The following is a 24,968-nucleotide window of genomic DNA, read 5'->3' on the forward strand; positions in this document are numbered from 1 at the left end:
ATGTTTCTCATACTGGCCACCTGCTCATCCCTGTCGGCTGGCCGTTGCCGCGAAAGACCGATTCGAATGCTCTCTGGTCGTCGGCGTTGCCGAATATGTTGTCGTGGTATGCGTTGAGGGCGGTCGAGTGATGGTCGATGTACTCGTCGACTCGTCGGAGATCGGCGTAGTCGAAAGCTTCGGGTATCACATCGAATACTGCCTTCTGCATCTGTTGAGTGCGCTGCTGCTCGTCGTCACGATCGGTACGTCCAGGTTCCATGAGTTCCCCGTACGTGATCAAAGTGCCGTGGCTGCTCGCTTCGGGTGGGACGAACGTCGGCGGGACTCGTCCGGAGTCGACGAGTTCGGTGAGGATGGTGTATCTGATCTCGTTGTCGGTGATGCGGATCTGGTCGGGGCCGGATTCGTGTTGGCCGAGGCGGAAGCGTGCTTCGGGTGATGTCGCGAATTGGTCGGTGAGATTCCCGTCGGCGTCGATGATGTTGCTCGACGTCAATGCTCCGGCGGTGTAGACGACGCCGGCGGCGGCGACACCCCAGGGCGGCGGGAGGTAGCTCAATCCGGTGGCGGCGATGGCCTGTCCCGCTCCGAAATGTCCGGCGCGTGTCGTGGCGCGGTCGAGTTTCGCCTCGTCGTTGTCGGTCAGCCTGTCGCCGAGTTCGGTTCTGATACCGCCCTCGACGACCGCGCGGAGCCGACCGGATGTTTCACCGAACGTGATAGGTGGCGGGTCGGCATCGGAACGGGCGAAGGCACGATCGATGCTGTCGGCTGCTGCGAGCGCATGGCCGCTGATCAGTGTGCCCGCATGCGGGTCGGTGTCGAGCAAGGAGAAGATGCGGGTCGACTCCACCGGGCCGAGGTTGGTGAAACTGGAATGGGCGGCCAGCCTCGGATCGTCGGTCACCATGTCGACAACATAGGGCGACAGTGCTCCGGCCATCGACTGTGTCAATATCGGATTTACTTCTCCCACAGACGATTTCCCGTCATCAACACCGGGTATGTTCATCAGTCGCCCATAAGGATTGGTGTTGGCGGCGTCGGTGAACGACACGGGGGAGTCGGAGCCCGACGAGGACAGCATCAGGGCCAGCGAATGTGCGGCGTGTCCGGCGCGGTCTGCGCGGCCGGGGTCGGTGGCCGCGGCATCGTCGGGGATCCAGTCGACGAGGCGGCCGAGCGATGCCCCGTCGTCGTTCCAATCGTGTTCGAACAGCGGCATCAACGTTCGGGTGTTGTCGGGGGCGGCGAGCAATTGGTAGGACGCCTCGTCGTTTCGCAGTCCGACATCGAGGAGCCTTTCCGCAACGGGCTCGTACGCGTCGCGGTAGAGCCCGCCCGATGCTGTGGAGATATCGATCAGACGTGCAGCCGCACGGTCGAGTTCGCCCGCGAACTCCGTGCCCGGAACGACAGCGGGATTGGCTTCGCCGAGAAGTGCCGCCACACTGTCGAGCCGCTGATGCACATACACGTCGTTGAAGAAGTCTCCCGAGAACCGGGCGTCGTCGCCGGTGTCGTTGATTCGGGACAAGGTGTGGCGGAGGTCCTCGGGAACGAGACCGTAGCCGCCGGTGAGGGTGCCGTCGCCGACGTTCTCGTTCGAGACCACGAGGAGCCCGTTGGCGAGCGCATCGAGTTGGGCGGCGGCGTCGGCATCTCCGGACTCCTCGCGGGCGCGGAGCGACTCGGCGACATCGAGGAGACCGTCAGCGCCGGCTTCCCGGTAGAAGTCGCGCAGATAGTCCAATGCCACCGTCGGTACGTTGTCGACGATGTCGCCGCGTGCGAGTGCGTCCAATTGGGTCGGAGAGAGTTGGGAAGCGACGAGGATGCTGCCGATTCGTCGATGGTCGTCGGCCGAGAGGTTCCCGGTTCGTGCCGCGATACCGTCGTCGGAGCCGCCGGCTCGGGCGAGGTGTTCGAACTGGGCGAGAAGGCTCGAATCGATGCCGGAATCCCGTCGCACGACGGCAAACACGTCGGCGACGGCGGTCGCGGCAGCGGAATCGGCGGCCTCGATGGTGGTGAGGTCTGCGGTGATGAGCCGGGTCAGGATCTGTGCGCGTTGGCTCAACGCCGCCATCTGGAGGATGACCTGAGATCCGCTCGATTCCGGCACGCTCGACACGATCGGTGGTGGTGGTGTCACCGTGCCGTCGTCGGCGACCGAGAACCCGGCCCCCTGTGCGGTCCGGATGTGAGAGACCGCTGGTGTGACGGCATCGTGCAGACGGGTGGCGTGCGTTGTCAGTTCGGCTGCGGCGTCGGCCAGTGCGACGACGAGCGTGCGTCCGGGATGCAGCACATCGTGGAGGCGGTCGCGCATCGCGTCGCCGGCGTCTTCGGTCCAGAACGTGTAGGACCCGGCGGTGGCATCGCTCGCGTGACGGAACCGGTCGCCCAGAGTTGTCGCTGCGTCGCCCCACGCGACTGCCAGGGAATGCAGCGTGTGGGGCGACCAGGTGAGGGCCTGGGTGACCGTCGGGGTCACCACAGTGTGTCTCCTGCGGCCGACACGAGCAGTGCTGCCGCGTCGTCGACGGCAGCGTCGTAGATGTCGGCGCTTGCCACGAGCCGGTGCGCCGAGTCGGCGAGATGGTGAGAAACCTGTTGGAGCGCAGTATGTGTGAGCAGGGAATGCGTCACGACGGTCGCCGCGATCGACGACCCTGCGAGTCCCTGGGTGACGGAACCGCACCCGCTGTCGGTGCGGACCTCACCCGCCCCGGTGCCGGTGCTTCCGATCGTGGACGCGAATTCGCGCACCAACTCCGTATCGACGTACATGCGCCCCCCTGGCGTATCCGACCCCCGTGGATGATCGGTTACGGTAGCCGAACCACGCAAGTGCGACAAAAGGGGGGTCCGTGAATTTCGATGCGTCCGGCAACCGGTCAGGTGCGGGAATCGATCCGCTGTCCGGTCGGTTCGACGAGCTCGTGTCCGTTCTGACGAACGCTACTGCGACCGCGAGCAGTCCGACCGTGTCGGTGCGGGTCGGTGCCGACGGTGCGTTGCAGCACCTGCAGATCGACGATCGGGCGCTTCACGGTGGGGCAGCCGCGTTGGCCGCACATCTCCTGGAGGTTGTGGGGCGCGCGCATGCGGATGTGGCGGAGCGCCGGCGGGCGGCGGAATCGGCTCTGCGGGCGGATCCGCGTGTCGCAGAGGCTGTTTCCGCGGTGGCCGGGGCTGTCGATTCGCCGCGACCGGAGCCCGTCCGCGGCGAATCGGCATCCGACGACGGGCGCCCGGCGTCCTTCCTGATATCGGCCGTGGATCACTACCGGAAATAGTGGTCCACTGCTGCTTTCACGACGAGTCTCGGAACGCACTCGACATCGAGGTGCCCTTCGGCGTCAACCTGTCAGCTCCATCGTGAAACTCAATCGCTGTGAGGATCCCGCCAATCCGGACGTTCCAGCAGCCAGGACACCGCGGCACCGCCGAGGATCCCCCAGAATGCCGCACCGATGCCCCAGAATGTCACGTCCGAGGCGGTGACGACGAATGCGACGAGCGCGCCCATCGTGAATCGCCGGCCGAAACCTGCGACGAACGCGCCCTGTAGCGCCCGGAGCATCGCAAGGCCACCGAGGACCGCGACGAACGACGCAGGAGCGGCGATCATCCACCGCACGAACAGTGGGGCGAACAGTCCGAAGACGATGGCCAGACCACCACAGGTCAACGCCGCAGTGTACTGGCGTGTCCGCTCACCCGACGCGGTGAGCAACGCATTGGTCGGGCCGGTCAGGCAGGTCGACACCGCACCCACACATGCGGCGGGAAACGACAACAGACCGCACATGATGGTGGAGACGGTGATCGGGGGGCGGTGCCCGGCCGAGCGCAGGACGGCGACACCCTGCCCGTTCTGCACGACGATGACGGTGATCGCGAGGGGAATCACAAGTTCGACGATCGCCGACCATGTGAAGACCGGCGCGGTGAACACTGGTGCGGCGAAGATGCCACCGCTACCCGGGTCAGGGTCGAACCGGCCGGACAAGGCGACCGCCACGCCACCTGTGAGCAGCGCACCGAGAATCGGGGGCATCCACCGTCCGAGCGTGCCGACCGCGCTGAGCAGCAGGAATGTGCCGATCATCGGCACTGCGATCAGGGCGTCGGAGCCCAGCGCTCTCACCAGGCCCGTACCGAAGGACAGGAAGACCCCCGCCACCATCGCCATGACGATGGGCATGGGCAGGGCCTCCATCACGCGCCGGACGAGCCCCGTCGCTCCCAGCGCGGTGATCAGCGCGGCCGTCACGAAGAACGCTCCGACGACCTCGGCCCAGCTCAGGTGGGTGAGAGAGTTACCGACGAGGACGGTGCCGGGGATGGTCCAGAAGAAGCCCAGCGGTTGGCGATACGCGAGGCTCATTGCGATCGTCAGGATTCCGTTCAGGACGAAGGCCCCGAAGATCCACGACGACAGTTCGGCCGGAGACAGCCCGCCGGCCGCCCCGGCAGCGAGAATCACGGCGACCGGGCCGGTGCAGGAAAAGATCAACCCGACGAGACCGTTCACGATATACCGGGAGCCGAAGTCGTGCAGCACTTCCCGAGGCCTGACCCACGGACGAGGGGGCTTCTCGAACAGGCCGGTGTCGGGGCCCGCAGTTTCGTCGACGGTTGTCATCGGCGGTGTCTTCCCTGCCTATTCTTCGTGACGGAAATGGGCGGCCAGTTCGCTGCGTGAGCGGATGCCGAACTTCGCGTAGACGCGGGTCAAGTGATATTGGACTGTCTTGACCGAGACGAACAGTTCCCCGGCGACTTCCTTGTTGGTCCGTCCCGACGCGACCAGAGTTGCGACGGCACGCTCCTGGGGGGTCAGTGCGGACATGCTCGCGTCCCCGCGGACATCCCCGCTCTCGGTGGACTTCAACCCGCCGGCCTGAAGTTCGCGATTGCAGCGCTCGACGTAGGAAGTCGCGCCGAGCGCCGAATACAGTTCGCGGGCGCTACGCATCACGGCGTCGGCCTCACGGCGTCGACCGGCGCGGCGGAGGGTCTGCCCGTACGCGAAGTTGATGCGGGCGCGCTCGTACGGAAGGGGCAGGGGAGCGATCGCATCGAGTGCGGATTCGAAGCTTGCTCGGGCAGAGTCGATGTCGCCGCGTGCACCGTGGATGCGTCCACGTACGTACCCGAGGCCGGCGCGGGCCGAACGATGCTGCCGCTCGGCGGCGCGTTCTTCGTGGGGCCTCAGAAACAGGTCGGCTTCGTCCACGCGACCGGTCATCACCAGAGCGTTTCCGTACAAGTCCGCCCACGGCCAGAAGCCGGGTTCGTCGAGTGCGCTGCGGTGGCGGAGTGCGACCAGTGGCTGCAACTGCCGCAGCACTCCCTCGTAGTCGGCGGCGACTTCGGCGCATTGCGCGGCCGCGATGCAGGACGGCACGAGCATCAGCGCGTAGTCGTTGGGGCCCGACCTGCCGCGGTGTAGATGCTCGACCGCGGCAGGCCAGTTTCCCTGTAGTGCGTGAACTTGCGCTCCCGTCCAGTGGACGAGCGGCCGGAGGAGATCCAAATCAGTTGAATCAAGCTGTGCAGCAGCACGATCCACTGTTCTCTTCGCGTCGTTCCATGCGCCGAGTGCGATCTGGGTACGGGCGAGCCAGGCTTGCGCCCACAATGAGATCCGCAGGGAGCCGCCTCGGAATGTCGTGGGTTCGGCGGATTCGAGTTCCGAACGAGCCCGGTCGGGTTCGTCGAGGGCGAGTGCGAGCCAGCCTTCCGCCATCCGGATACGTTGGCTCTGCGCACCGAGTCGAACATGGTCGGACAATTCGGCGTAGAACGAGCGAGCTTCGACGATCTTTCCGGTCATGCCGAGTCCGAGGCCACGAATCGCTGATGCTTCCACGGCTGCGGGAGTGCCCTCCGGGACGAGCGACGCGGCGCGGTCGGCCCACTCCACGAGGTCCTCGCCGCGCAGTCGGGCAAGAGAATGGAGCACCATCCTGTGCGCGATCATCGCCGCGTGCTCCGGTTCCGAATTGTTGTCGCCCAACAGAGTCCATGCTTCACTGAGAAGTTGGTGAGCCTCTGCGGCCCGGCCCCGCTGAATCGCCAGATAGCCGAGCACCGCGTTGCGCATCGGTCCGCCCGGAACACTCTCGATCTCGGCGACATAGGTCTGTGCTCGAGGTAGATCCGCGGCACCGGTGAGTGCGTCGACCCCGCGAATCAGTCGTGACGTGCGGAGCTCTCGTTCGGGCGTGATACGGCTTGCCGTGATGAGGGCTTCGGCGGCCTGCAACCATGCGCCGTCCGTCGCGCGTTGCCGCGCGTACCGATCGAGACGATCGGCGAGAATTCCGTCGGCCGTGGGGGTGGCCGACACCTGATGGAAGAGGGACGCACCTTCATCGTCGACGATCCCCGCCGCACGCAGGTGCAGTTCGTGCCATCGCGCTGGGCCGATGTCGTCGCTCACTGCAGCACTCGTCATCGGATCGGGAAACGACACGGTGACCACCCCACGACGTTCGTGCGTCGTCAACAGGCCCACATCGTGCGCTTCGTCGAGTGGTGGGGTCGGATTGTCGATGTCGGCGAGATCGGCTGCGGGTGCCAAGGATGTACCGCTGCCGAGGATCGCGACCGCTTCGACCAGCGCGCGAGTCTGCGGCGCGCAACCGGCCAGTGCCCGGCGGACAGCGGCGGCGTGCTGCTTCGTCGCCGGGAAGCGGTCCTGCCATCGCTGCCATTGGACTCTGGGGATCTCGTCGAGCAATTGCACTACTGCTCGGGGACTTCCGAGGGTGTGTTCGTGGAGGCGTTGCGCCGTCCACGACGCGAGATCCGCGCCGATACGGACGATCGCGAGTTGTGCGATGTCGGCGGGGCCGAGCGGGCCGAGATGAATCGTGTCGGCTCCGTGTGACCGGAGTGTTCGAACGGTGGCATCGGTGACCTCGTCCGGCAGCACGTCGGGTACCAACCACACCATCAGGATCGAATGTGCGTGGGCACGCCGAATCATCGACGACAGTGCTTGGAGGGACTCGGGGTCGGCCCAATGCGCGTCGTCGACCACGATGATCGTGGGTTCTCGGATGACGTCCAGGAATCTGTGCGCGACATCGACCGCGTCGGCACCGGCCACGGGTGCGTCGGTCAATTGTTCGAGCACCCCCCAACGGTGGTCCGCCTCCCATGTTGCTCCGGAAGCGCTGCGCACCTGAAGATCCCGATGCCTGTGGATGAAAGCATCGAGGAGTGAAGTCTTTCCGATACCGGGTGGACCCTCGACGAGGGTGAGCGTGGAGGATCCGCCGCGCGCCTCGTCGAGGAGTCGGTCGAGCTGCGCGAGCTCGCGTTCACGTCCAACCAGCATCGAATCGTCCGTCACGCCTTCACGGTAGACCCGGCGGTGTCGCCCGGAGCCGTGATCTGCGGGTCGGGGAGCCTCATGGCGTGCTGCCGCGGACGAGGGACGAAGAGGGTGACGCCGCCGCCGGCAAGTGCGATCCCGGCGAAGATGTAGAAGTTGACGTTGTTCGCGAAGCCCGCGCCGATCAGCAGGCCGCCGATGAGCGGTCCGAAGATGCCGCCGAGTCGGCCGAACCCGGCGCACCATGCGACACCTGCAGCACGAGCCGGGGTGTCGTAGTAGTTGGACACGAACCCGTAGACGAGCACCTGCGTGCCGATCGTGCCGACACCGGCGATCGCGACGGCGGTGAGCAGCACCGGCAGTGGGAACCCGAACGTGAGCATGACCAATGCGACGGCGGCGAGGAGGAAGGTGGTGACGATGACGGACTGCGGGCCACGGCCGTCGGCGATCTTCGAGGCGATCAGGCCGCCGAGGATCGCGCCGCCGTTGAGGACGAGCAGGAACGCGAGCGAACCGTCGGCGTTGTAGCCGGCGTCGGCCATGATCTTCGGTAGCCACGTGTTCAGCCCGTACGTCAGGAGAAGTCCCGCGAAACTCATCATGCCGAGCAGCGCGGTGCCGACCGCGTACTTGCGGGTAGCCAGTGCCGCGAACCCGACCTTCTCGGTGGGTGCCGTGGGCGCGGACGTCGGCAGCGGGAAACCGTACTTGTCGCAGATGGCCTCGGCGTCGGCGGTGCGGCCGCGAGACATCAGCCATACCGGAGACTCCGGGAGTTTGACCAAGGCGAGAGGCAGCAGGATCACCAATGGCAGGGCGCCGATGAGGAACAGGCCGCGCCAGCCGATGGTGTCGCGCAGCAGGATTGCGAGCAGTGACGCGAGGACACCACCGGCAGGGACGCCGCTGTAGACGATGGCGTTGAACAGGTTTCGCTTGCCGGGTGGGGCGAACTCCGCGACGACAGCACCCGCCGTGGCGACCAGGCCACCGACCCCGATGCCGGTGAAGAATCGGAGACCACCGAACGTCGCGATACTGGTGGAGAACGCGGCGGCGCCCATACCGACCGAGAACCACACGATGTTGATGAGCATCATCTTCCGGCGGCCGACACGGTCGCCGAACGCGCCGGTGACCAACGCACCGACCATGACGCCGATCAGGGCGTAGGAGCCGAGCGCGCCACCCTGCTGGGCCGAGATCTCACCGAGTTGGGTGGGGTCGGCCATGAGGGTCGGCAGCACGGTTCCGTACACGACGAGGTCGTAGCCGTCGAAGATGATTGCGAGAGTGGCGAGAGCAACGATCCAGATGACACTTCGCTTGTGCTGCGGACTGGCCCAGGTCTGCGTGGTGTGGGTCATGAAATGCTCCGATGTATGTGGGAGTCACAGGTGAATTCGGGCAGAAAAGGGGCCTCACCAGCAGGGAAGGCTCGCTGGTGAGGCCCGGCGGAAGGATCAGCCTTGATCGCCTCCGGCTACGGGGAGAACCGAGCCGGTGATGTACGACGCCTCGTCGGAGGCCAGGAAGGTGATGGCCGCGGCCTGCTCGTCGAGGGTGCCGTACCGCTTGAGCAGTGAGGAGTCGACGGTCTGATCGACGATCTGCTGGTACCAGGCCTTCTCCTGCTCGGACTGCGGCGCCGGTCCGCGGGCGACTCGCCGTTCGGGTGCGACGGTGCCGCCCGGTGCGGTCGCCACCACGCGGATGCCGTACTGCGCAAGCTCGAGCGACAGCGCCGTCGTGATGGCGTTGACGCCGCCCTTCGCTGCCGCGTACGGAACACGGTTGACGCCGTGCGTCGCTACGGACGAGACGTTGACGATGGTCCCGGACCGCTGGTCGATCAGGTACGGCGCTGCCGCGCGGCACGACCAGAGGGTCGGGAACAACGACCGGCGGATTTCTCTCTCGATCTCGTCGGGCGCGTAGTACTCGTACGGCTTGGCCCAGATGGTGCCGCCGACCACGTTGATGAGCGCATCGAGCCGGCCCGTCTCGCGGACAGCGAACGCGAGTGCCGCCTCGGCACCGTCGAAGGTCTCGAGGTCTGCCGTGACCGAATGGGCCGTGCTGCCGTCGGCGCGCAGACTTTCGGCGACCTCGTGGACCAGGTCGGCCCGGTCGACGAGGACGACCTCCCCGCCTTCGGCGGCAATGCGCGTCGCGACCGTGAGGCCGATGCCCTGTGCGGCGCCGGTGATCGTCAGGCACTTTCCGTCGAAGCGACCGGGAAAGATCCGTGGTTCGCTCATCTCTGAGCACCTGCCGTGACCCGGTCGACGATAGCGCGTCGCATCGTTTGCTTGGCATGCTGGGAGTGGGTGACGAACAGGTCGCGAGCCGCGGTCTTGTCGCCCTTCTCGAACGCCTCGACGATTTCGAGGTGCTCGTCGACGATGTGCGCCTCGACCCACTGTGCGTCGCGCAGCACCTGGTACATCAGTTGTGTCACCTCGAGGCGGTTGTAGGCCTCGAGCAGCACCGGGTTGGTGCAGCAACGGAACAGGAACTCGTGGAACGCGGCGGTGGTGTCGGTGAATGATTCGGCGTCGGTGAAATGGTCGCCCTCGACGGATGCGCCGGACGCCTCCGCGAGAATCCGGAACTCGATGAGCTGCTCCGGGGAGAGCCGGCCGATGGTGAGTTCGAGGACACCGAGTTCGAGCGCCATGCGGGCGTCGAACTGCTCGTCGGACTCCGCTATCGGGGGATGTTCCTCGCCGATCTCGTAGTTGCTCGGCGAGGCGGGGGCCTCGAGTGCGACGGGACGTCCTGTTTCGTCTGCGGCCTTCTCCGCAGCGGCCTTCTCGGCATCCGTCGGTGCCGGTGCGGTCGCGCCACCCGCCGTCGCTGATGTGTTGAACTTCTCGAAGTAGAAGTTGACGGGCGTGATGTCGTTGTCCGACAAATGGGTTCGTACTGCTTCGACCATCGGCGGCGGGCCGCACAGGTAGATGTCGACGTCGCCGTCGCGCAGATGCGCAGGCTCGAACAAACCGGTCACGTAGCCCTTGTTGGGGGCCGACGAGTCCTTGTCTGCGACGCAGTAGTCGAACGTGAAGTTCGGTAGCGATTCCGTGTACGCCTGGAGTTTCTTCACCTCGACAAGGTCGTGGTCGAACGTGACACCGTAGACGAGATGTATCGGGTGCTCGCTGCCCTTGCTCTGGATCGTCGACAGGATCGATAGCAACGGTGCCAGTCCGGTTCCGCCGGCCAGCAGCAGCGACGGGCGCTTGCGTTCGCGGAGGAAGAAACTCCCGAAGGGGCCGGTGAATTCGAGGGTGTCGCCCACCTGAGCGTGGTCGCGCAGGTATTCCGACATCAGGCCCCCCTCGGTGATCTTCACCAGAAATGCCAGCGACGTATCGTTGGGTCCGGTACTGAACGAGTACGAGCGCGTCGCCTGCTTGCCGGTTCCGTCGTCGCTGCCGGGAACCCCGATGTTGACGTACTGTCCGGGCAGGAACACCAGGTCGTCGCGGTTGTCGATCTCCACGGTGAACCCGACGACGCTCTCGGAGAAGCGGTTGAGTTCGGTGATCGTCGCGGTGTACGACGCCGCCGCAGTTTTCGCGACATCCGACGTGCTGGCGATCTGCACCACCAGATCCGATTCCGGCATCATTTGGCACGGCAGGCAGTAGCCTTCGTCGGCTTCCTCATCGGTGAGGGCGTCGTCGATGTAGTCGCCGCCGTCGTAGGTGCCCGACTCGCAGAATGCCTTACAGGTGCCGCACGCGCCGTCGCGGCAGTCGAGCGGAATGTTGATGCGTGCCTTGTAGGATGCGTCCGCAACCGTCTCGTTCGGCTTGCACTTGATGAAGCGGGTGACCCCGTCCTCGAAACTCAATGCGACCTGGAAAGTCATAGCGCTCGAGTCTCCTTTCGTGGTTGCGGGGGAGTGCTAGACGACGTAGACGTCGACGATGTGGTGGATGTAGTCGTTCTTGAGGATGATCTTCTTCTTCGTGATCACCGGTTGGTCACCCGAGGCGTCGAGGGTGAGGAATGTCGTCCCGAAATACGTGTCGGTGGTGTTGTACCGGAAGTACAGCGAGAACCAGTTGTGGCGCAGGTCGATTTCGGTGCCGCGGCGCGCGAGGATCTCGACGTTCGTGATGTTGTGACCGGTGCGCGGTTCGGGCAACGATGTCGCGGACGAGCGGTCGGTGCGGATGCGGAACACGCGGTCCTCGAGGCCGCCTCGATTCGGGTAGTAGATCAGCGAGATCTCGGACTGCGGATCGTCGGTGGTCGTGCCGTTGTCGTCCCACGCCGGCATCCAGTACTCGGCGCCGGGGTGGTAGCACTCGAGCCACTCCTCGAAGTCACGGTCGTCGAGTAGACGTGCTTCCCGGTAGAGGAACTGTTCGATGTCGTTCTGCGTCAATTCGATTGCGGTGGTCATTGTTCCAGTTCCTCTCAGAGCGCGGTGGTCTCGGGGCCGTCTGCGGCGACGGCCGCACGCATCGTGTCGAGCCAGTAGCTGTGCTGGATCGGGTACAGCCCTTCGTCCTCGGTCTTGACGCCGCTGGACAGCACATCGGTCATTCCCAGATCTTTCGCGACCTGGTCGGGCCCGGTCAGGACGTGCGTGGCACCGCGGCTCATGTCGTTCCACGGGGCGGCCGTCGCGAGATACGTCTTCTGGCAGGAACGGAACTCTTCGAGGTCGTCGGGGGTGGCCATGCCGGTCGCGTTGAAGAAGTCCTCGTACTGGCGGATGCGGCCCGCGCGCGAGTCTGCGCTCTCACCCTTGGGAGCGATGCAGTAGATCGTCACCTCGGTCTTATCCACCGAAATCGGGCGCAGTTGACGAATCTGTGATGAGAACTGATCCATGATGTACACGTTGGGGTACAGGCACAGGTTTCGTGACGCGCCGACCATGAATTCGGCCTTCTTCTCCCCGAATTCCTGCGCCAGTTCGGCCTTGCGCGGGTAGAGGGGGCGGTCCTCCGGGTTGCCCCACCACATCCACAGCAGCAGGTGGCCGTGTTCGAACGAGTAGTAGCCGCCGCCCTGCTTGCCCCACGTACCGGCGTCCATCGCCTTGGTTTCGTTGCTGGACTCACCGGCGCCGCGACGGGCGGTGGTGGCCGCATAGTTCCAGTGGGTCGCCGAGACGTGATATCCGTCAGCGCCGTTCTCCGCCTGCAACTTCCAGTTCCCGTCGAAGGTGTAGGTGGACGATCCGCGCAGTATCTCGAGGCCCTCCGGGGACTGATCGACGAGCATGTCGATCATCTTCGTGGTGTCGCCCAGATGTTCCCCGAGGGATTTGACGTCGGAGTTGAGTGAACCGAACAGGAAGCCGCGGTAGCTCTCGAACCGGGCGACCTTCGTCAGGTCGTGGCTGCCGTCGGTATTGAACTGCTCCGGGTAACCGGCGTCGCGCGGATCCTTGACTTTGAGCAGCGTGCCGTTGTTACGGAACGTCCAGCCGTGGAACGGGCATGTGAACGTCGTACGGTTGTCGGTCTTGCGCCGGCACAGCATCGCACCGCGGTGGCTGCACGCGTTGATGAGGGCGTGCAGCTCGCCGTCCTTGTCGCGGCTGATGACGATGGGCTGGCGGCCGATGAAGGTGGTGAAGTAGTCGCCGACATTCGGAATCTGACTCTCGTGTGCGAGGTACACCCAGTTACCCTCGAAGATGTGCTTCATCTCCAGTTCGAACAGTTCGTCGTCGGTGAAGACGTCACGGCGGATCTGGTAGCGACCGTTCTCGGGATCTTCGACGAGGGCGTCATCGAGGTGGGTGCGCAGGTGGTCCACGGTGTCGGTCATGGGGATCCTCCAGTGTCGGCGTAGTTCCCGGGACAAGGCTGGTGTCCGATTCCGGCTCGTACATGGCTGTCGCGCGGGAGAAGTGGACGGGCTGTGTCCGGCGTTGCTACCACCCTGACAGGCTGTGTCTGCGGTCACACCGGGTAAATGCCTAGTGCTACCTAGGGCCCCAGGTCCGAGGGGCGAAGGACCCTGGGCGCGCAGAACGGCCGGATGTCACCCGCAATGCTTGATCTCGAGCTCACGGAAGAAGTCGGGGTCGTGCACATCGGCGCAGGTCCGCACGCCGTGGTACGGCAGGATTGCCCGGTCCGGGTCGGGTGCGAGCGCATGACGGACGCGAAATCGCCATATAGTCCGGTCATTTCGATCTGCATCGATATCGCGCACCTCGGAGACTGAGGCCACGACGTCGTGCAACACGTGCGTGGCCGTGGCTGGCAGGCCAGCGCGACGCCCGCGATGTGTTCGCGCTGGGAGTGTGTTCTCGGTACGGGATGACGCCGCGCCGTGCGTTGCTGGGAAACCCGTTTGTACGTACAACTTTCTGTACATAAGGAGGCCGCCGTGAGGATCATGAGTTACAGCGAGTCCCGTGCTCGCTACACTGAAGTCTTGGATTCGGTGGTGAATGACCGCGAGGAAATCGTGATCACCCGTTCGGCCACGAGCCGGTAGTGATCGTCGCGCTGGCAGATTTCGAGTCGATACGCGAGACCGCCTACCTGATGCGATCACCGGCAAATGCGCGACGTCTGCTCGATGCAATGGAACGGCTCGAATCCGGGGAGGGCCAGCTGCACGAGCTGATCGACGGTGACGACTGACCATGCGGTTGGTGTGGGATGTCAACGCCTCGGATGACTGTCTGTGGTGGCAAACTCGGGGCCGGGGACCGCGAATGGGTCCGATCCGGCTGGCCTGGATCGACTGGGGGCGTCGAGGCATCGGTGCACCAGTTCGCACCCGGGCGCCTATATCGTGAACGGTTATCCGCAGCGTACGGGCGCAAGTACGGGGTAGTGCGCTCTGCGGCGCGGTGCTCCTGACATGAGGGCAGCTGAACTGGGGATGTCGGTGTCAGCGGCGGCGGTAGCCGAGTTCTGCGCTCAAGGTCGCCGCGCAGTCCGCCACACGCTTCGCGCACAGGTCCCGGAACGACTCGAGGGTGTGTCGTCCCGTCGACGTCGAGCACGCGAGTACTCCGACGGTGTTGCCACCGGGGCCGAACACCGGGGCGGCGATCGAGATCAGCCCGTCCTCGAGTTCGGCCGCGGTCATCGCGTATCCCTGGCTGCGGACCCGATCGAGTTCGGCACGGAGATCGTCGGCGTTGTCGATGGTCGCGGCGGTGAGTCGATCGAACCGTGTTTCGGCGATCACGGCGTCCACCTGCTCGCGCGGCGACCAGGCAAGCAGCGCGCGGCCCATCGAGGTGGCGTACGCGGGTACCCGGGTGCCGACCGAAACGTTGATGCTCATGATCCGCCGTACCGGAACCCGTGCCGCGTAGACGACGTCGGTGCCGTCGAGCACTCCCAGTGACGCGGATTCGTGTGTGTGCTCGGCGATGTCCACGAGCTTGGGTAGCGCGGAATCTACGAGGGTATGTGAGGACGTGTAGTGCTGTCCGATGCTCAGTACTCTCGGCGTCACAGACCAGCGGGGCCCTGTCGACGTGACGTAACCGAGTTTCTGCAGGGTGAGCAGGATTCGGCGGACTGCCGGGCGGGACAGGTCGGTTTTGGTGGCGATCTCGGCGAGGGACGGGTTCGGGTCCTTGTCGTCGAACGCCTCCAATACCGCAAAGCCGCGTTCGATGCTCTGGATGAAATCTCGATCTCCACCCTGGTTGTTGCCTAGGTCGGCGCTCGGCATCGGCTCTCCTACCTGCGGTTCTCGTCGAGAGTGCCGCATCGTGTGTTGACAATCGGTGTGACACCACGCACAGTATGCAGTGTACGCACTGCGGTTTATAAGTACGCACAGCGTACATCTGGGTCGACGTCGCAGCCCGGGTCGAACCCGCCCCCACGCTTGCAGCCCCGTTCCTTCCGCCCCGACGAGGAGAGCCATGACCACCACCGAGAACCCGACCGCTCACGGTTCCGGCAACGCCGCCACCGACAAGTTCAAGTCGGAGCGGGTCTCGTCGGACACGTCCGTCGAGCGCGCATCCGCGATCTACCAGGACGCGCTCGAGGCTCTGGCCGGTGTCGTCAGCAAGCACGAGGTGACCTACGACGAATACCGCGTGCTCAAGCAGTGGATGATCGACGTCGGTGAATACGGCGAGTGGCCGCTGTGGCTGGACGTGTTCGTCGAACACGAAATCGAGGAAGTGCACTACAACCGCAAACACTTCACCGGAACCAAGGGTTCCATCGAAGGCCCGTACTACGTGCAGAACTCGCCGACACTGCCGTCGAAATGCACCATGCCGATGCGTGAACAGGACAAGGCCGCCGCACCGCTGATCTTCAAGGGCAGGGTTACCGACCTCGACGGCAACGGTCTCGCCGGTGCCACCATCGAACTGTGGCATGCGGACGAGGACGGCTTCTACTCGCAGTTCGCCCCCGGCATCCCGGAGTGGAACCTGCGCGGCACCATCGTTGTCGACACCGACGGCAGCTACGAGATCACCACCGTCAAGCCGGCTCCGTACCAGATCCCGAACGACGGACCGACCGGGTGGTTCATCAGGTCGTACGGCGGACACCCGTGGCGGCCCGCCCACCTGCATCTGCTGGTGTCGGCGCCCGGCAAGCGTGCCATCACCACTCAGTTGTACTTCAAGGGTGGCGAGTGGGTCGCCGACGACGTCGCGACCGCAACCAAGCCGGAACTCATCTTGGACCCGCAGGACAACGCCGACGGCATCGCAGAAGTCACCTACAACTTCGTACTCGATCCCGAAGCCTGATCGCCCGCCCGCCGAAGATGCAGGTCCGATGACGAATGCCGGTGTCCCACAGGGGTGCCGGCATTCGTGGCGAACGCACCCGCACGGCCCCTCCCATCACACCCGAACCGATAGTGAGCTGACGACCATGTCCGATCCTGATCTGAAAATCGTCGCCGTCGAATCGACGATCGTCGACGTGCCGCTGATCCGTCCGCACAAGTTCGCGACCACGACGTCGGAAGTGCAACCGATCCTGTTCGTCGCTGTCACCACCGCCGGTGGTGTCACCGGCTACGGCGAAGGGGTCGTGCCGGGCGGTCCGTGGTGGGGAGGCGAATCCGTCGAGACGATGAAGCAGATCGTCGACCGCTACCTCGGTCCGTACATCATCGGCCGCGGCGTCGACGAGATCAGTGGCATCATGCTCGACATCGAACGCATCGTCGCGAACGCACGTTTCGCGAAGGCTGCCGTCGATGTGGCCATGCACGACGCCTGGGGCCGCAGCCTCGGAATTCCGGTCGCCTCGCTGCTCGGTGGCGCGTTCCGCACCGGAGTCGATGTGCGCTGGGCGCTCGGCGCCGCACCCCTCGACGAGATCGTCGAAGAGGTCACGCACAAGATCGAGCAGCGACTGAACTTCTCGTTCAAGCTCAAGATGGGTGCACTCGACCCCGCGGTGGACACCGAGCGGGTGACCAAGATCGTCGCGGCGTTCGACGGCAAGGTCGGGTTCAGTATCGATGTCAACGCACGCTGGGACCGCTTCACCGCACTGCGATACGTGCCGCAACTCGTCGACGGCGGCGTCGAACTCATCGAGCAGCCCACCCCTGCAGACCAACTCGACGTCCTCGCCGAGATCAACCGGCGCGTGTCCGCACCCGTCATGGCGGATGAATCCGTCCACACCCCGCACGATGCCTACGAGGTCGCCAAGCTCGCCGCAGCCGATGTCATCGCACTCAAAACCACGAAATGTGGTGGCCTGCAGCGGAGCAAGGAAGTTGTTGCGGTCGCGAAGGCTGCTGGATTGCGCTGCCACGGCGCGACGTCGATCGAAGGACCTATCGGCACTGCGGCGTCGATTCACTTTGCCTGCGCCGAGCCCGGAATCAACTACGGTACCGAATTGTTCGGCCCGCAGCTGTTCGCCGTCGAACTGCTGCGGACGCCTCTCGACTACTCCGAGGGTCAGGTGCACCTGCCGGCGGGGCCGGGCCTGGGTGTGGAACTCGACATGGACGTCGTCAAGAAATATGCACGAGACTGAATTCCGCACCCGACGAAGGAGAACACCTCATGGCACTGTTCCATGTCCGGATGGATGTGAGTATTCCCCGCGACCTCGACCCGCAGGTGCGGGACGAGACGATCGCGAAGGAGAAGGCCTACAGCCAGGAATTGCAGCGGAGCGGCAAGTGGCCGCAGATCTGGCGGATCGTCGGCCAGTACAGCAACATCTCGATCTTCGACGTCGACTCCGCCGACGAACTCCATGAGATCCTGTGGAATCTCCCGTTGTTCCCGTATATGAACATCGAGATCATGCCGTTGACGAAGCACGGTTCCGACGTCAAATAGTCGCGTATCGCGATCGGCCGCACATCTCGATCTACTGAAACTGCACGGAACTCACGATTCACCCCGGACGATCAAATCCTGCCCGGACGGGACCGAGTGATGGTCCCGCCCGGGCAGGATGGCGTCCACCTGGTGGACACGGGACCGTAGCTCTGAGCGAATCCGCCACCCACGAGGAGAAGTCGCCTCGTGTCATCGGTGTCGCAGAACAAGTCCTGCCCCACCTGCCCCACGGTGTCCCGCGGTGCAAGTACGAATGTTCGGCCCTCCACGGCGTCCGTCATGCTCGTGGCGTCGTCGGCATCTCCGGAGAAAGCCTGGGCGATCAGGTCGACGGCCTGATCTGCGCCGGCGTCGAGGTTCGGTCATCTCGGCTCTGCCTGTACTGCGGCGATTCGTACTACTGGTGCCATGTCGATTCGAGGGAGCGAGATCGTGCATCGATGTCCGAGCCGACGATCAAAATCCGCGTCCGGGATTGAGCAGGTTCCGTGGGTCCAGCGCCTGTTTGATACTCGCCTGCACGTCGAGGTTGGTTCGGTCGAGTTGCTGTGTGAGCCATCCGCGTTTGAGTTCCCCGACCCCGTGCTCGCCGGTGATCGTCCCGTCGAGGGCGAGCGCCGCGGAACAAATGCGATCGGCAGTGCCCATCGCTCGTACTCGCGTGGATTCGGTGAGGTCGGGCAGCAACAACATCGGATGCAGATTGCCGTCGCCGGCATGACCGACGGTGGCGATGCGGATACCGGTCTCCCGACCGATGGTGTCGATGGCCCCGAGGAGTTCGGGCAGGCGGGTACGCGGTACCCCGACGTCCTCGATGATTGTGTGGTGCTGTTCCATGGTGGCCCAGCCGGCCAATCTCCGAGCATTCAGGAGCATGTCCGCTTCCGCGGGATCGGCGGTGGCGAAAGCCAGGTCGGCTCCCGCGGCGGTACTGCACTCTGCCAGCTTTTCGGCTTGGGTCAGAGCATCGCTGCCGTCGGCCTGGCCGATCAGCAACAGAGCCGCCGACCGGTCGAGGTCCATGCGCTGGTAGTCCTCCACCGCGTTGATCGTGGCGTTGTCCATGAGTTCGAGCATGCTGGGAGTGACACCGCTGGCGAAGATGGCGTTCAGTGCGTTCCCGCCGGCCTCGACGGTCGGGAAGGCCGCGACGAAGGTCGCGGTCGCGGCAGGCCGGGGGCGAAGCCGCAAGGTGGCGGCGGTGATGATACCCAGCGTTCCCTCCGACCCGATGAACATCTGGGTCAGATCCAGGCCGGCGACGTTCTTGACCGTTCGGCCACCGGTGCGCAGGACCCTGCCGTCGGACAGCACGACTTCCAGCCCCAGCGCGGAGTTGCGGGTGACGCCGTACTTCACACACCGCATCCCGCCGGCATTGGTGGCGAGATTACCTCCGATCGTCGAGACCTCGAAACTGCCCGGGTCCGGAGGATAGAACAACCCGGCATCGACCACGGCTCGTCCCACATCCGCGTTGACCACACCGGCTTCGACCTCGACGGTGTGATCGACCGCATCGAATCGGCGGATCGAATTCATCCGCTCCAGACTGACCACGATGCAGTTGTCGAGCGCGGTAGCACCGCCCGACAATCCGGTGCCGGCTCCACGCGGAACGACGACGGTGCCGGTGCGGGTGGCCCACCGCATGATGTGTGAGACCTGCTCGGTGGTGCGGGGACGCAGGACGGCGAGGGGCTTCCCGGCAGCGACCAGGTCGGCGCTGTCGCGGCGGTATCCCTCCATCGTGTCCGGGTCGGTGACGACGATGTCCGCGGGTACGACGTGGCAGAGGTCTTCGAGGTGATTCATCATCGGTCTTTCCGAGTTCAGTTGTGGGAGAACGTGGTTTGCACTTCGATCAGGTGTGGTTCGGTGGCGGTGAGCGCGTCCTTGAAGGCGGTGGTGAAGTCTTCGGCGGTGGCAACCGCGGTAGCGGCCACGCCGTACCCCGTGGCGATCTCGACGAAGTCGATTCCCGGGACGTCCAGGCCGGGAGTCTCTCCGGTGCCCAGAATCTGCGAGAATCCACGCAACGCGCCGTAGGTGCCGTTCTTCAGGATGATGAAGACCACCGGAATCCGGTACTGGGCTGCGGTCCACAGCGCGGTGATGCCGTAGTTCGCCGAACCGTCGCCGATGAGGCCGACGACGCGGCGTTGCGGCGCGGCGAGTTGCGCACCGACCGCGGCCGGGAGGCCGAAACCCAGCCCGCCCGAGGCGGGGAAGTAGTAGCTGCCTTGATGTGGCAGATCCATCTGGGACCAGAAGGCGTCGGCGGTGGAAGTCGACTCGTTGACGTAGATCGCATCGTCCGGTGCGGCGGTGCGGATGAGGGAGAACAAGTGGGCCGGGTCGAGTCCGTGCCCGGTGGAGATCGGGGCGTCGACGCGGTCTCGGGGGGGAAGGGGCGGCCGGGTGCTGGGTTCGATCAGGGAAGACAAGGCATCGAGTGTGGCTCCGACCGGTGCCACGTAGGCCTCACCGACCGGCGCACGGGCGGCTTCTCCCGGATCGTCGGTGATCTGGATGAGCCGGGTGCCGTCGGGTAGGTAGTTGCCGGGTACGTACTGGTGGTAGCGGAAGACGGGAGCACCGATCACCAGTACCACATCGTGTCCGTTCAATGTGCTTGCCAAATCTGCGATTCCGGCAGGGAGGACCCCGCGGAAGGAGGGGTGGCGTGTGGGGAACGGGCAGCGGGACGGAGACGGCGCGATCCATACCGGGGCGCGGAGCGTGTCGGCCAACTGCACGGCATGGTTGTTGGCGTGGTCGGCGTCGACAGCCGGCCCGAGTACCAGAGCAGGATTCGTCGCCGTGGCGAGGATCTCGGCGAGGGAGTCGAGTTGGTCGCCCGAGATGGCCGCAGCGCTGTGCACCTGCCGGTGGACGAGGTCGGCCGAGTCGGCCGGGGCCTGGTGCGCCCAGTCGTCGTAGGGGACCGAGACGTATACCGGGCCTTTCGCCGGGAGTAGTGCGGTGTGGATGGCCTGGTTGATGGTGCGGGGAACATCCTCCGCGCAGGTGGGTTCACTGCTCCACTTCACGAGTGGTTTCAGCAGGGTTCCGGCATCGACATTGGACAGCATCACTTCCTGTCCGATCGTCGAGCGAACCTGTTGCCCGGCGGTGACGACGAGAGGGCTGTGGGAGTACACCGAATTGGTCAGTGCCCCCATGGCATTGCCGGAACCGGATGCGGCGTGCAGGTTGACGAAAACCGCATCTCCGGACACCAGTGAATAGCCGTCGGCCATCGACAGGACCGCGCCTTCGTGCAGACCGAGTATGTAGCGGAAGTCGTCCGGCATACCCGACAGGAACGGCAGTTCGTTCGATCCGGGGTTGCCGAATACGGTGGTGAGTCCGCGCGCTCGCAACACCTCGTATGTCGCTTCGCTCACCGTCGTCATGGGAACTCCTTCTGTGGTCCTCGACATCGGGCAGGTCGCATCGTCGACGCTAACCGCCCCCGTGGTATCGACCTAATGAATGATTGATATATCAACATGCACAGTGCTTATGGGTGGTGTTCTCATGGTTGAGCACGGAACGTGACGAGTTGATCAGCCGAGAGGTTCGGGGTTGCGTAGGCCGTGGGGGTGGTGGAACGCATGCGAGGTACCAGTAGTGCTGCCGCGGAACCGATCACAGCGATGAGCGCGAAAAGGTAGAAGGCCGGAGTGACGCCGGTGCCGCCCGCGACGACGAGTCCGGTCAGGGTGGGTCCGGCGACACCGCCGAGTCGGCCGACGGAGGCGACCCAGGCAGTGCCGGCGGCTCGGCACGATGCCGGGTAGTACGAAGCAGCGAAACCGTAGACGAGGACCTGGGCGCCGATGGTGCCGGCACCGGCAACGAACGCGAGGATGAACAGCAGCCAGGAGGACACGTCGGTGCTCAGGATCGTGATGGCGACCGCGGCGCCTGCGAAGGTTGCTGCCGTCACCGCCTGCGGGCCGATCCGATCCGAGAGTCGGGACGCGAACAGGGGCACGATGATCGCTCCGGCATTGAGCACGAGCAGGAAGGTCAACGACGAGTTGCTGCCGAAGCCCGAGGACTGCATCAATTTGGGCAGCCAGGTGTTCAAGGCGTAGGTCAGCAGCAGGCCACAGGAGCTGAGGAGTCCCAACAGTACGGTGGCGCGCCACAGTCGTTGCGTGAACAGTGCACGAGGACCGACCTTTTCGTCGGCCTGTGCGGGTTCGGGCCGATCGATCCCGGCGGCATCGGCTACACGGTAGGCGTCCTCGGTCCGACCCTGGGCCAGCAGGAAACTCGGTGATTCGGGCAGAAACTTGAGCATCACCGGTACGAAGACGAGCAGTGGTACGAGGCCGATCCAGTACATGATGCGTACACCGAACGAGTCGATCAGGACCAGCCCGAGCAGTGAGGCGAGTACTCCACCTCCGGGGAAGCCGGCCCATACGATGGCGCTGTAGCTGTGGCTCCGCCCCTTCGGGGAGAATTCCACTGCCATCGCGGCAGCGAGCGGGATGAGTGCGCCGACACCGACTCCGACGGAGAAGCGGCCGATGCCGAACAGGGTGGCGTCGGGTGCGAGTGCACAGATCCCCATCCAGGCGGAGAACCAGCCGGTTGCGCAGATCATCAGGCGGCGCCGACCGAGGCGGTCGGCCACGGCGCCGGCGAAGATGGATCCGGCGAGCATGCCGACGAGGGCGTAGCTGCCGATCACACCCGCTTGCGCCGCGCTGAGGTTCCATGCCGGGTCGGCGAGCATCGTCGGCAATGTTGTGCCGTAGACGACCATGTCGTAGCCCTCGAAAACGACCGACAGCAGACACAGTAGGAGGACGACCCGTGAGGAGGCGGCGGTCTTCGGGTGTGTTGCGCGGGAACTTGTTTGAGTCACGTGCGTACTTTCTCGATCCGGGAGATGCAACGGATGTCGGGCGAAGTGCTCCGCGTCCCGCTCGCAGCGGGTGGGCTGACGGAACCGGGGAGACCCGCCCTCGGCCATGTGGCGCACGTCACGCTAACCGGAAGAATGGTGATAACTCCAATGAATGGTTGACATCACCCTATGAATTGCATTTATTTTGACTATGGCGCAGCTCGATTTGAACCTGATCCCGACGTTTCTACTGCTGTACGAAACTCGCAGTGCCACCCGGACCGCGGAGGAGTTGTCGCTGACCCAACCTGCCGTCAGTCATGCGCTGGGGCGACTGCGCAGGCATTTCAACGACCGACTGTTCAATCGCTCCCCGGGCGGTCTGCAACCGACGGAACTGGCGACCACGATCTATCCGACGTTGCGTCAGGCCATCGAGGTGATCGACACCACGGTCAGAGGCGCCGGGCGGTTCGACCCGACGACATCTCGGCGGACGTTTCGCCTGCACGCCACCGACCTCGGTGAAATCAACCTGTTGCCGGCGGTGCTTCGACTCATCGCCGACACCGCCCCACACATCGACCTCCACGTCGAGCCGTTGAACTTCTCCGTCGTCGAAGACCGACTCCGGCAGGGCCGGGCCGACGCGGCGATCTGTACCCCACCGATCACCGCACCCGATGTCGATCGCGATCTGATTCGGCGGGACAGCTACTGCGGGATCTGTAGCGCCGACCACCCGCGCATCGGCAACGAGCCCACACTGGACGACTTCCTGGCCGAGCGGCATATCGCCGTGGAGGTCACAACCGGGCACACCGATGTCGACCACGCCCTCGCGTCGCTCGGTCACGTCCGGGATGTGGCCCTGCGGATTTCGCACTTCGCTGCCCTGCCACACCTGATCGAGCAGACGCGCTATCTGTCGATCATCCCGCGCTCGGTCGCCGACCAGTTCCTCGGCATCGCGCCGGTGAAAACCTTCGAGTTGCCGTTCGATGTTCCTGCCGTGGAAATCTCGCTCTACACCTACAAGCGGGTCCTGCCGGACCCGGGCATCGCATGGTTCCGGCACGCCGTACGCACCGCCCTGAGCACCGATATCGGCACCGCGTGACGTTCTTCCTGACCCGCGCATTCGTTGGGGGCGGCCTCGGATGCGTCGAAAATGGCGCGGCGACCTGTGCTTTTTCCATGATCGTCCGCGTCGCGCACGCTCCCGGTGTGTCCACAAACGGAACACTCACACCGCGCGACTCTTTGTGAGGCTGAGAGCACCAGCGAACGAACGTGGTGTGCATCACCCGAAGGAGTGCGGATGAAGACCCAGGCAGCGATCCTGTGGGAACGTGGCGGTCCCTGGAGTGTCGAGGAAATCGACCTCGATCCACCCAGGCGCGGCGAGGTTCTCGTCGAGATGGCAGGGAGTGGCCTGTGCCACTCGGACGAACACGTTCTCACCGGCGATCTGCCGTGGCCGCTGCCGATGATCGGTGGTCACGAAGGTGCAGGCACCGTGCTCGAGGTCGGCCCCGGTGTCGACGGACTGGTGGCCGGCGACCGGGTGATCTTCGGTTTCATCCCGGCCTGCGGACGCTGCGCGGCGTGCTCGGCCGGCATGCAGAACCTGTGTGAGCTCGGCCGGTATCTCGGCGACGGCACCCAGATCTCCGATCACACGGCTCGCCACCACGCCCGTGGCCAGGATCTGGGACTGATGTGCCTCCTCGGCACCTTCGCTCAGCACACCGTGGTCAGTGAAGCCAACTGCATCAAGATCGACGACGATATCCCCTTGGACAAGGCATGCCTGCTCGGCTGCGGAGTCGTCACCGGATGGGGTTCGGCGGTGTTCGCCGGAGGGGTCCGCCCCGGTGATACCGCCGTCGTCGTCGGAGTCGGTGGAATCGGCATCAACGCTGTCCAAGGTGCTGCACTGTCCGGATCACAGTACGTCGTCGCCGTCGACCCCGTCGAGTTCAAACGCACCAAAGCACTCGAACTCGGGGCCACCCACGCCGTCGCAACCAGCGAGGAAGCCCTCGCCCTGGTCACCGAACTGACCTGGGGTCGCGGCGCCGACGTCGTCGTCAACACCACCGGAGTCGGCGAGGGGAATCAGATCGCCGAGAGTCTGGCGATGACCGGGAAACGAGGCACCGTCGTCGTCACCAACCTGCACCGTGCCACCGAGGACACCGTGTCGATGAACGCCCTCGACCTGGTGCTCATGGAGAAGAAGGTGGTCGGATCCTTGTTCGGCAGCGCCAACCCTCGCCTGCACATACCGAAACTTCTTCAGCTCTATCGCAGCGGGCATCTCAAGCTCGATGAACTCGTCACCCGCACCTACACACTCGACGAACTCAACACCGGCTACCAGGACATGCGGGAAGGCCGCAACCTGCGCGGCGTCCTCACCTTCTGAA

Annotated in this window: 20 protein-coding genes and 1 pseudogene; 7 read left to right on the forward strand and 14 right to left on the reverse strand. The window is 64.8% G+C overall.

Features of this window, described 5'->3' with window-relative positions:
• Positions 1 to 7: 7 nt before the first annotated feature.
• Positions 8 to 2,503: a hypothetical protein gene (locus WAX14_RS13495; protein WP_422628566.1), complete on the reverse strand. Its 2,496-nt coding sequence runs from the start codon at positions 2,501 to 2,503 to the stop codon at positions 8 to 10.
• Positions 2,497 to 2,796, reverse strand: coding sequence for a hypothetical protein (locus tag WAX14_RS13500; protein ID WP_422628567.1), 300 nt, complete (start codon positions 2,794 to 2,796; stop codon positions 2,497 to 2,499). Before WAX14_RS13500 ends, WAX14_RS13495 begins: the two co-directional genes overlap by 7 nt.
• Before the next feature lie 80 nt (positions 2,797 to 2,876).
• On the opposite strand from WAX14_RS13500, the gene WAX14_RS13505 reads away from it, so the two are divergent.
• Positions 2,877 to 3,305 (forward strand): hypothetical protein, encoded by a 429-nt coding sequence (locus WAX14_RS13505; protein ID WP_422628568.1) that lies wholly within the window; start codon positions 2,877 to 2,879, stop codon positions 3,303 to 3,305.
• 89 nt (positions 3,306 to 3,394) lie between these two features.
• Here WAX14_RS13505 and WAX14_RS13510 read toward each other — a convergent pair whose 3' ends face one another.
• The 8 genes from WAX14_RS13510 to WAX14_RS13545 all read right to left on the reverse strand — a co-directional run bounded on the left by WAX14_RS13510 (position 3,395) and on the right by WAX14_RS13545 (position 13,591).
• Positions 3,395 to 4,657: a benzoate/H(+) symporter BenE family transporter gene (locus WAX14_RS13510; RefSeq protein WP_422628569.1), complete on the reverse strand. Its 1,263-nt coding sequence runs from the start codon at positions 4,655 to 4,657 to the stop codon at positions 3,395 to 3,397.
• 18 nt (positions 4,658 to 4,675) lie between these two features.
• On the reverse strand, positions 4,676 to 7,363 hold the full coding sequence (locus WAX14_RS13515) for an AAA family ATPase (protein ID WP_422628594.1): 2,688 nt from the start codon (positions 7,361 to 7,363) through the stop codon (positions 4,676 to 4,678).
• 11 nt (positions 7,364 to 7,374) lie between these two features.
• Positions 7,375 to 8,733: an MFS transporter gene (locus WAX14_RS13520; RefSeq protein WP_422628570.1), complete on the reverse strand. Its 1,359-nt coding sequence runs from the start codon at positions 8,731 to 8,733 to the stop codon at positions 7,375 to 7,377.
• Positions 8,734 to 8,829: 96 nt separating this feature from the next.
• Positions 8,830 to 9,627, reverse strand: coding sequence for a 1,6-dihydroxycyclohexa-2,4-diene-1-carboxylate dehydrogenase (locus tag WAX14_RS13525; RefSeq protein WP_422628571.1), 798 nt, complete (start codon positions 9,625 to 9,627; stop codon positions 8,830 to 8,832).
• On the reverse strand, positions 9,624 to 11,246 hold the full coding sequence (gene benC, locus WAX14_RS13530) for a benzoate 1,2-dioxygenase electron transfer component BenC (protein WP_422628572.1): 1,623 nt from the start codon (positions 11,244 to 11,246) through the stop codon (positions 9,624 to 9,626). The genes WAX14_RS13525 and benC overlap by 4 nt, the downstream gene beginning before the upstream one ends.
• Before the next feature lie 36 nt (positions 11,247 to 11,282).
• Positions 11,283 to 11,786, reverse strand: a complete 504-nt coding sequence (gene benB / locus WAX14_RS13535; protein ID WP_422628573.1) for a benzoate 1,2-dioxygenase small subunit — start codon at positions 11,784 to 11,786, stop codon at positions 11,283 to 11,285.
• Positions 11,787 to 11,800: 14 nt separating this feature from the next.
• Complete coding sequence (gene benA, locus WAX14_RS13540) at positions 11,801 to 13,168, reverse strand: benzoate 1,2-dioxygenase large subunit (protein ID WP_422628574.1); 1,368 nt, start codon at positions 13,166 to 13,168, stop codon at positions 11,801 to 11,803.
• A 216-nt stretch (positions 13,169 to 13,384) separates the two neighbouring features.
• Positions 13,385 to 13,591 (reverse strand): hypothetical protein, encoded by a 207-nt coding sequence (locus WAX14_RS13545; protein ID WP_422628575.1) that lies wholly within the window; start codon positions 13,589 to 13,591, stop codon positions 13,385 to 13,387.
• 144 nt (positions 13,592 to 13,735) lie between these two features.
• On the opposite strand from WAX14_RS13545, the pseudogene WAX14_RS13550 reads away from it, so the two are divergent.
• Positions 13,736 to 13,995 (forward strand): annotated as a pseudogene (locus WAX14_RS13550) (type II toxin-antitoxin system Phd/YefM family antitoxin).
• Positions 13,996 to 14,248: 253 nt separating this feature from the next.
• Here the strand turns inward: WAX14_RS13550 and WAX14_RS13555 are convergent.
• Positions 14,249 to 15,046 (reverse strand): IclR family transcriptional regulator domain-containing protein, encoded by a 798-nt coding sequence (locus WAX14_RS13555; RefSeq protein WP_422628576.1) that lies wholly within the window; start codon positions 15,044 to 15,046, stop codon positions 14,249 to 14,251.
• Positions 15,047 to 15,242: 196 nt separating this feature from the next.
• On the opposite strand from WAX14_RS13555, the gene catA reads away from it, so the two are divergent.
• The 3 genes from catA to catC all read left to right on the forward strand — a co-directional run bounded on the left by catA (position 15,243) and on the right by catC (position 17,660).
• A complete protein-coding gene (catA, locus tag WAX14_RS13560) occupies positions 15,243 to 16,094 on the forward strand; it encodes a catechol 1,2-dioxygenase (protein ID WP_422628577.1) in 852 nt (283 codons plus the stop codon).
• A 127-nt stretch (positions 16,095 to 16,221) separates the two neighbouring features.
• Entirely contained in the window at positions 16,222 to 17,349 is a 1,128-nt protein-coding gene (locus WAX14_RS13565) for a muconate/chloromuconate family cycloisomerase (protein ID WP_422628578.1), read from the forward strand.
• Between the two features lie 29 nt (positions 17,350 to 17,378).
• On the forward strand, positions 17,379 to 17,660 hold the full coding sequence (gene catC, locus WAX14_RS13570) for a muconolactone Delta-isomerase (protein ID WP_422628579.1): 282 nt from the start codon (positions 17,379 to 17,381) through the stop codon (positions 17,658 to 17,660).
• A gap of 459 nt (positions 17,661 to 18,119) precedes the next feature.
• On the opposite strand, the gene WAX14_RS13575 is transcribed toward catC, so the two are convergent.
• From WAX14_RS13575 to WAX14_RS13585, 3 genes are all read right to left on the reverse strand, one after another.
• Entirely contained in the window at positions 18,120 to 19,481 is a 1,362-nt protein-coding gene (locus WAX14_RS13575) for an FAD-binding oxidoreductase (protein ID WP_422628595.1), read from the reverse strand.
• Between the two features lie 17 nt (positions 19,482 to 19,498).
• Positions 19,499 to 21,085, reverse strand: a complete 1,587-nt coding sequence (mdlC, locus tag WAX14_RS13580; RefSeq protein ID WP_422628580.1) for a benzoylformate decarboxylase — start codon at positions 21,083 to 21,085, stop codon at positions 19,499 to 19,501.
• Positions 21,086 to 21,207: 122 nt separating this feature from the next.
• Positions 21,208 to 22,554 carry an MFS transporter gene (locus WAX14_RS13585; RefSeq protein ID WP_422628581.1) on the reverse strand — a complete coding sequence of 449 codons (1,347 nt, stop codon included), beginning with the start codon at positions 22,552 to 22,554 and terminating at the stop codon, positions 21,208 to 21,210.
• Positions 22,555 to 22,747: 193 nt separating this feature from the next.
• On the opposite strand from WAX14_RS13585, the gene WAX14_RS13590 reads away from it, so the two are divergent.
• Together WAX14_RS13590 and WAX14_RS13595 are read left to right on the forward strand one after the other, a co-directional pair.
• Positions 22,748 to 23,656 (forward strand): LysR family transcriptional regulator, encoded by a 909-nt coding sequence (locus WAX14_RS13590; RefSeq protein WP_422628582.1) that lies wholly within the window; start codon positions 22,748 to 22,750, stop codon positions 23,654 to 23,656.
• A 201-nt stretch (positions 23,657 to 23,857) separates the two neighbouring features.
• Entirely contained in the window at positions 23,858 to 24,967 is a 1,110-nt protein-coding gene (locus WAX14_RS13595; protein ID WP_422628583.1) for an NDMA-dependent alcohol dehydrogenase, read from the forward strand.
• Position 24,968 lies beyond the last annotated feature (1 nt).

This window comes from Rhodococcus sp. (in: high G+C Gram-positive bacteria) (assembly GCF_049299235.1).
Classification (GTDB): Bacteria; Actinomycetota; Actinomycetes; order Mycobacteriales; family Mycobacteriaceae; genus Rhodococcus.

Bases quoted from the DNA above. Each gene is read 5' to 3' on its own strand.
- WAX14_RS13500 (WP_422628567.1), bottom strand. From the start codon at position 2,796: ATGTACGTCGATACGGAGTTGGTGCGCGAATTCGCGTCCACGATCGGA.
- WAX14_RS13510 (WP_422628569.1), bottom strand. From the start codon at position 4,657: ATGACAACCGTCGACGAAACTGCGGGCCCCGACACCGGCCTGTTCGAG.
- WAX14_RS13515 (WP_422628594.1), bottom strand. From the start codon at position 7,363: ATGCTGGTTGGACGTGAACGCGAGCTCGCGCAGCTCGACCGACTCCTC.
- WAX14_RS13520 (WP_422628570.1), bottom strand. From the start codon at position 8,733: ATGACCCACACCACGCAGACCTGGGCCAGTCCGCAGCACAAGCGAAGT.
- WAX14_RS13525 (WP_422628571.1), bottom strand. From the start codon at position 9,627: ATGAGCGAACCACGGATCTTTCCCGGTCGCTTCGACGGAAAGTGCCTG.
- benC (WP_422628572.1), bottom strand. From the start codon at position 11,246: ATGACTTTCCAGGTCGCATTGAGTTTCGAGGACGGGGTCACCCGCTTC.
- benB (WP_422628573.1), bottom strand. From the start codon at position 11,786: ATGACCACCGCAATCGAATTGACGCAGAACGACATCGAACAGTTCCTC.
- benA (WP_422628574.1), bottom strand. From the start codon at position 13,168: ATGACCGACACCGTGGACCACCTGCGCACCCACCTCGATGACGCCCTC.
- WAX14_RS13555 (WP_422628576.1), bottom strand. From the start codon at position 15,046: ATGCCGAGCGCCGACCTAGGCAACAACCAGGGTGGAGATCGAGATTTC.
- catA (WP_422628577.1), top strand. From the start codon at position 15,243: ATGACCACCACCGAGAACCCGACCGCTCACGGTTCCGGCAACGCCGCC.
- WAX14_RS13565 (WP_422628578.1), top strand. From the start codon at position 16,222: ATGTCCGATCCTGATCTGAAAATCGTCGCCGTCGAATCGACGATCGTC.
- catC (WP_422628579.1), top strand. From the start codon at position 17,379: ATGGCACTGTTCCATGTCCGGATGGATGTGAGTATTCCCCGCGACCTC.
- WAX14_RS13575 (WP_422628595.1), bottom strand. From the start codon at position 19,481: ATGAATCACCTCGAAGACCTCTGCCACGTCGTACCCGCGGACATCGTC.
- mdlC (WP_422628580.1), bottom strand. From the start codon at position 21,085: ATGACGACGGTGAGCGAAGCGACATACGAGGTGTTGCGAGCGCGCGGA.
- WAX14_RS13590 (WP_422628582.1), top strand. From the start codon at position 22,748: ATGGCGCAGCTCGATTTGAACCTGATCCCGACGTTTCTACTGCTGTAC.
- WAX14_RS13595 (WP_422628583.1), top strand. From the start codon at position 23,858: ATGAAGACCCAGGCAGCGATCCTGTGGGAACGTGGCGGTCCCTGGAGT.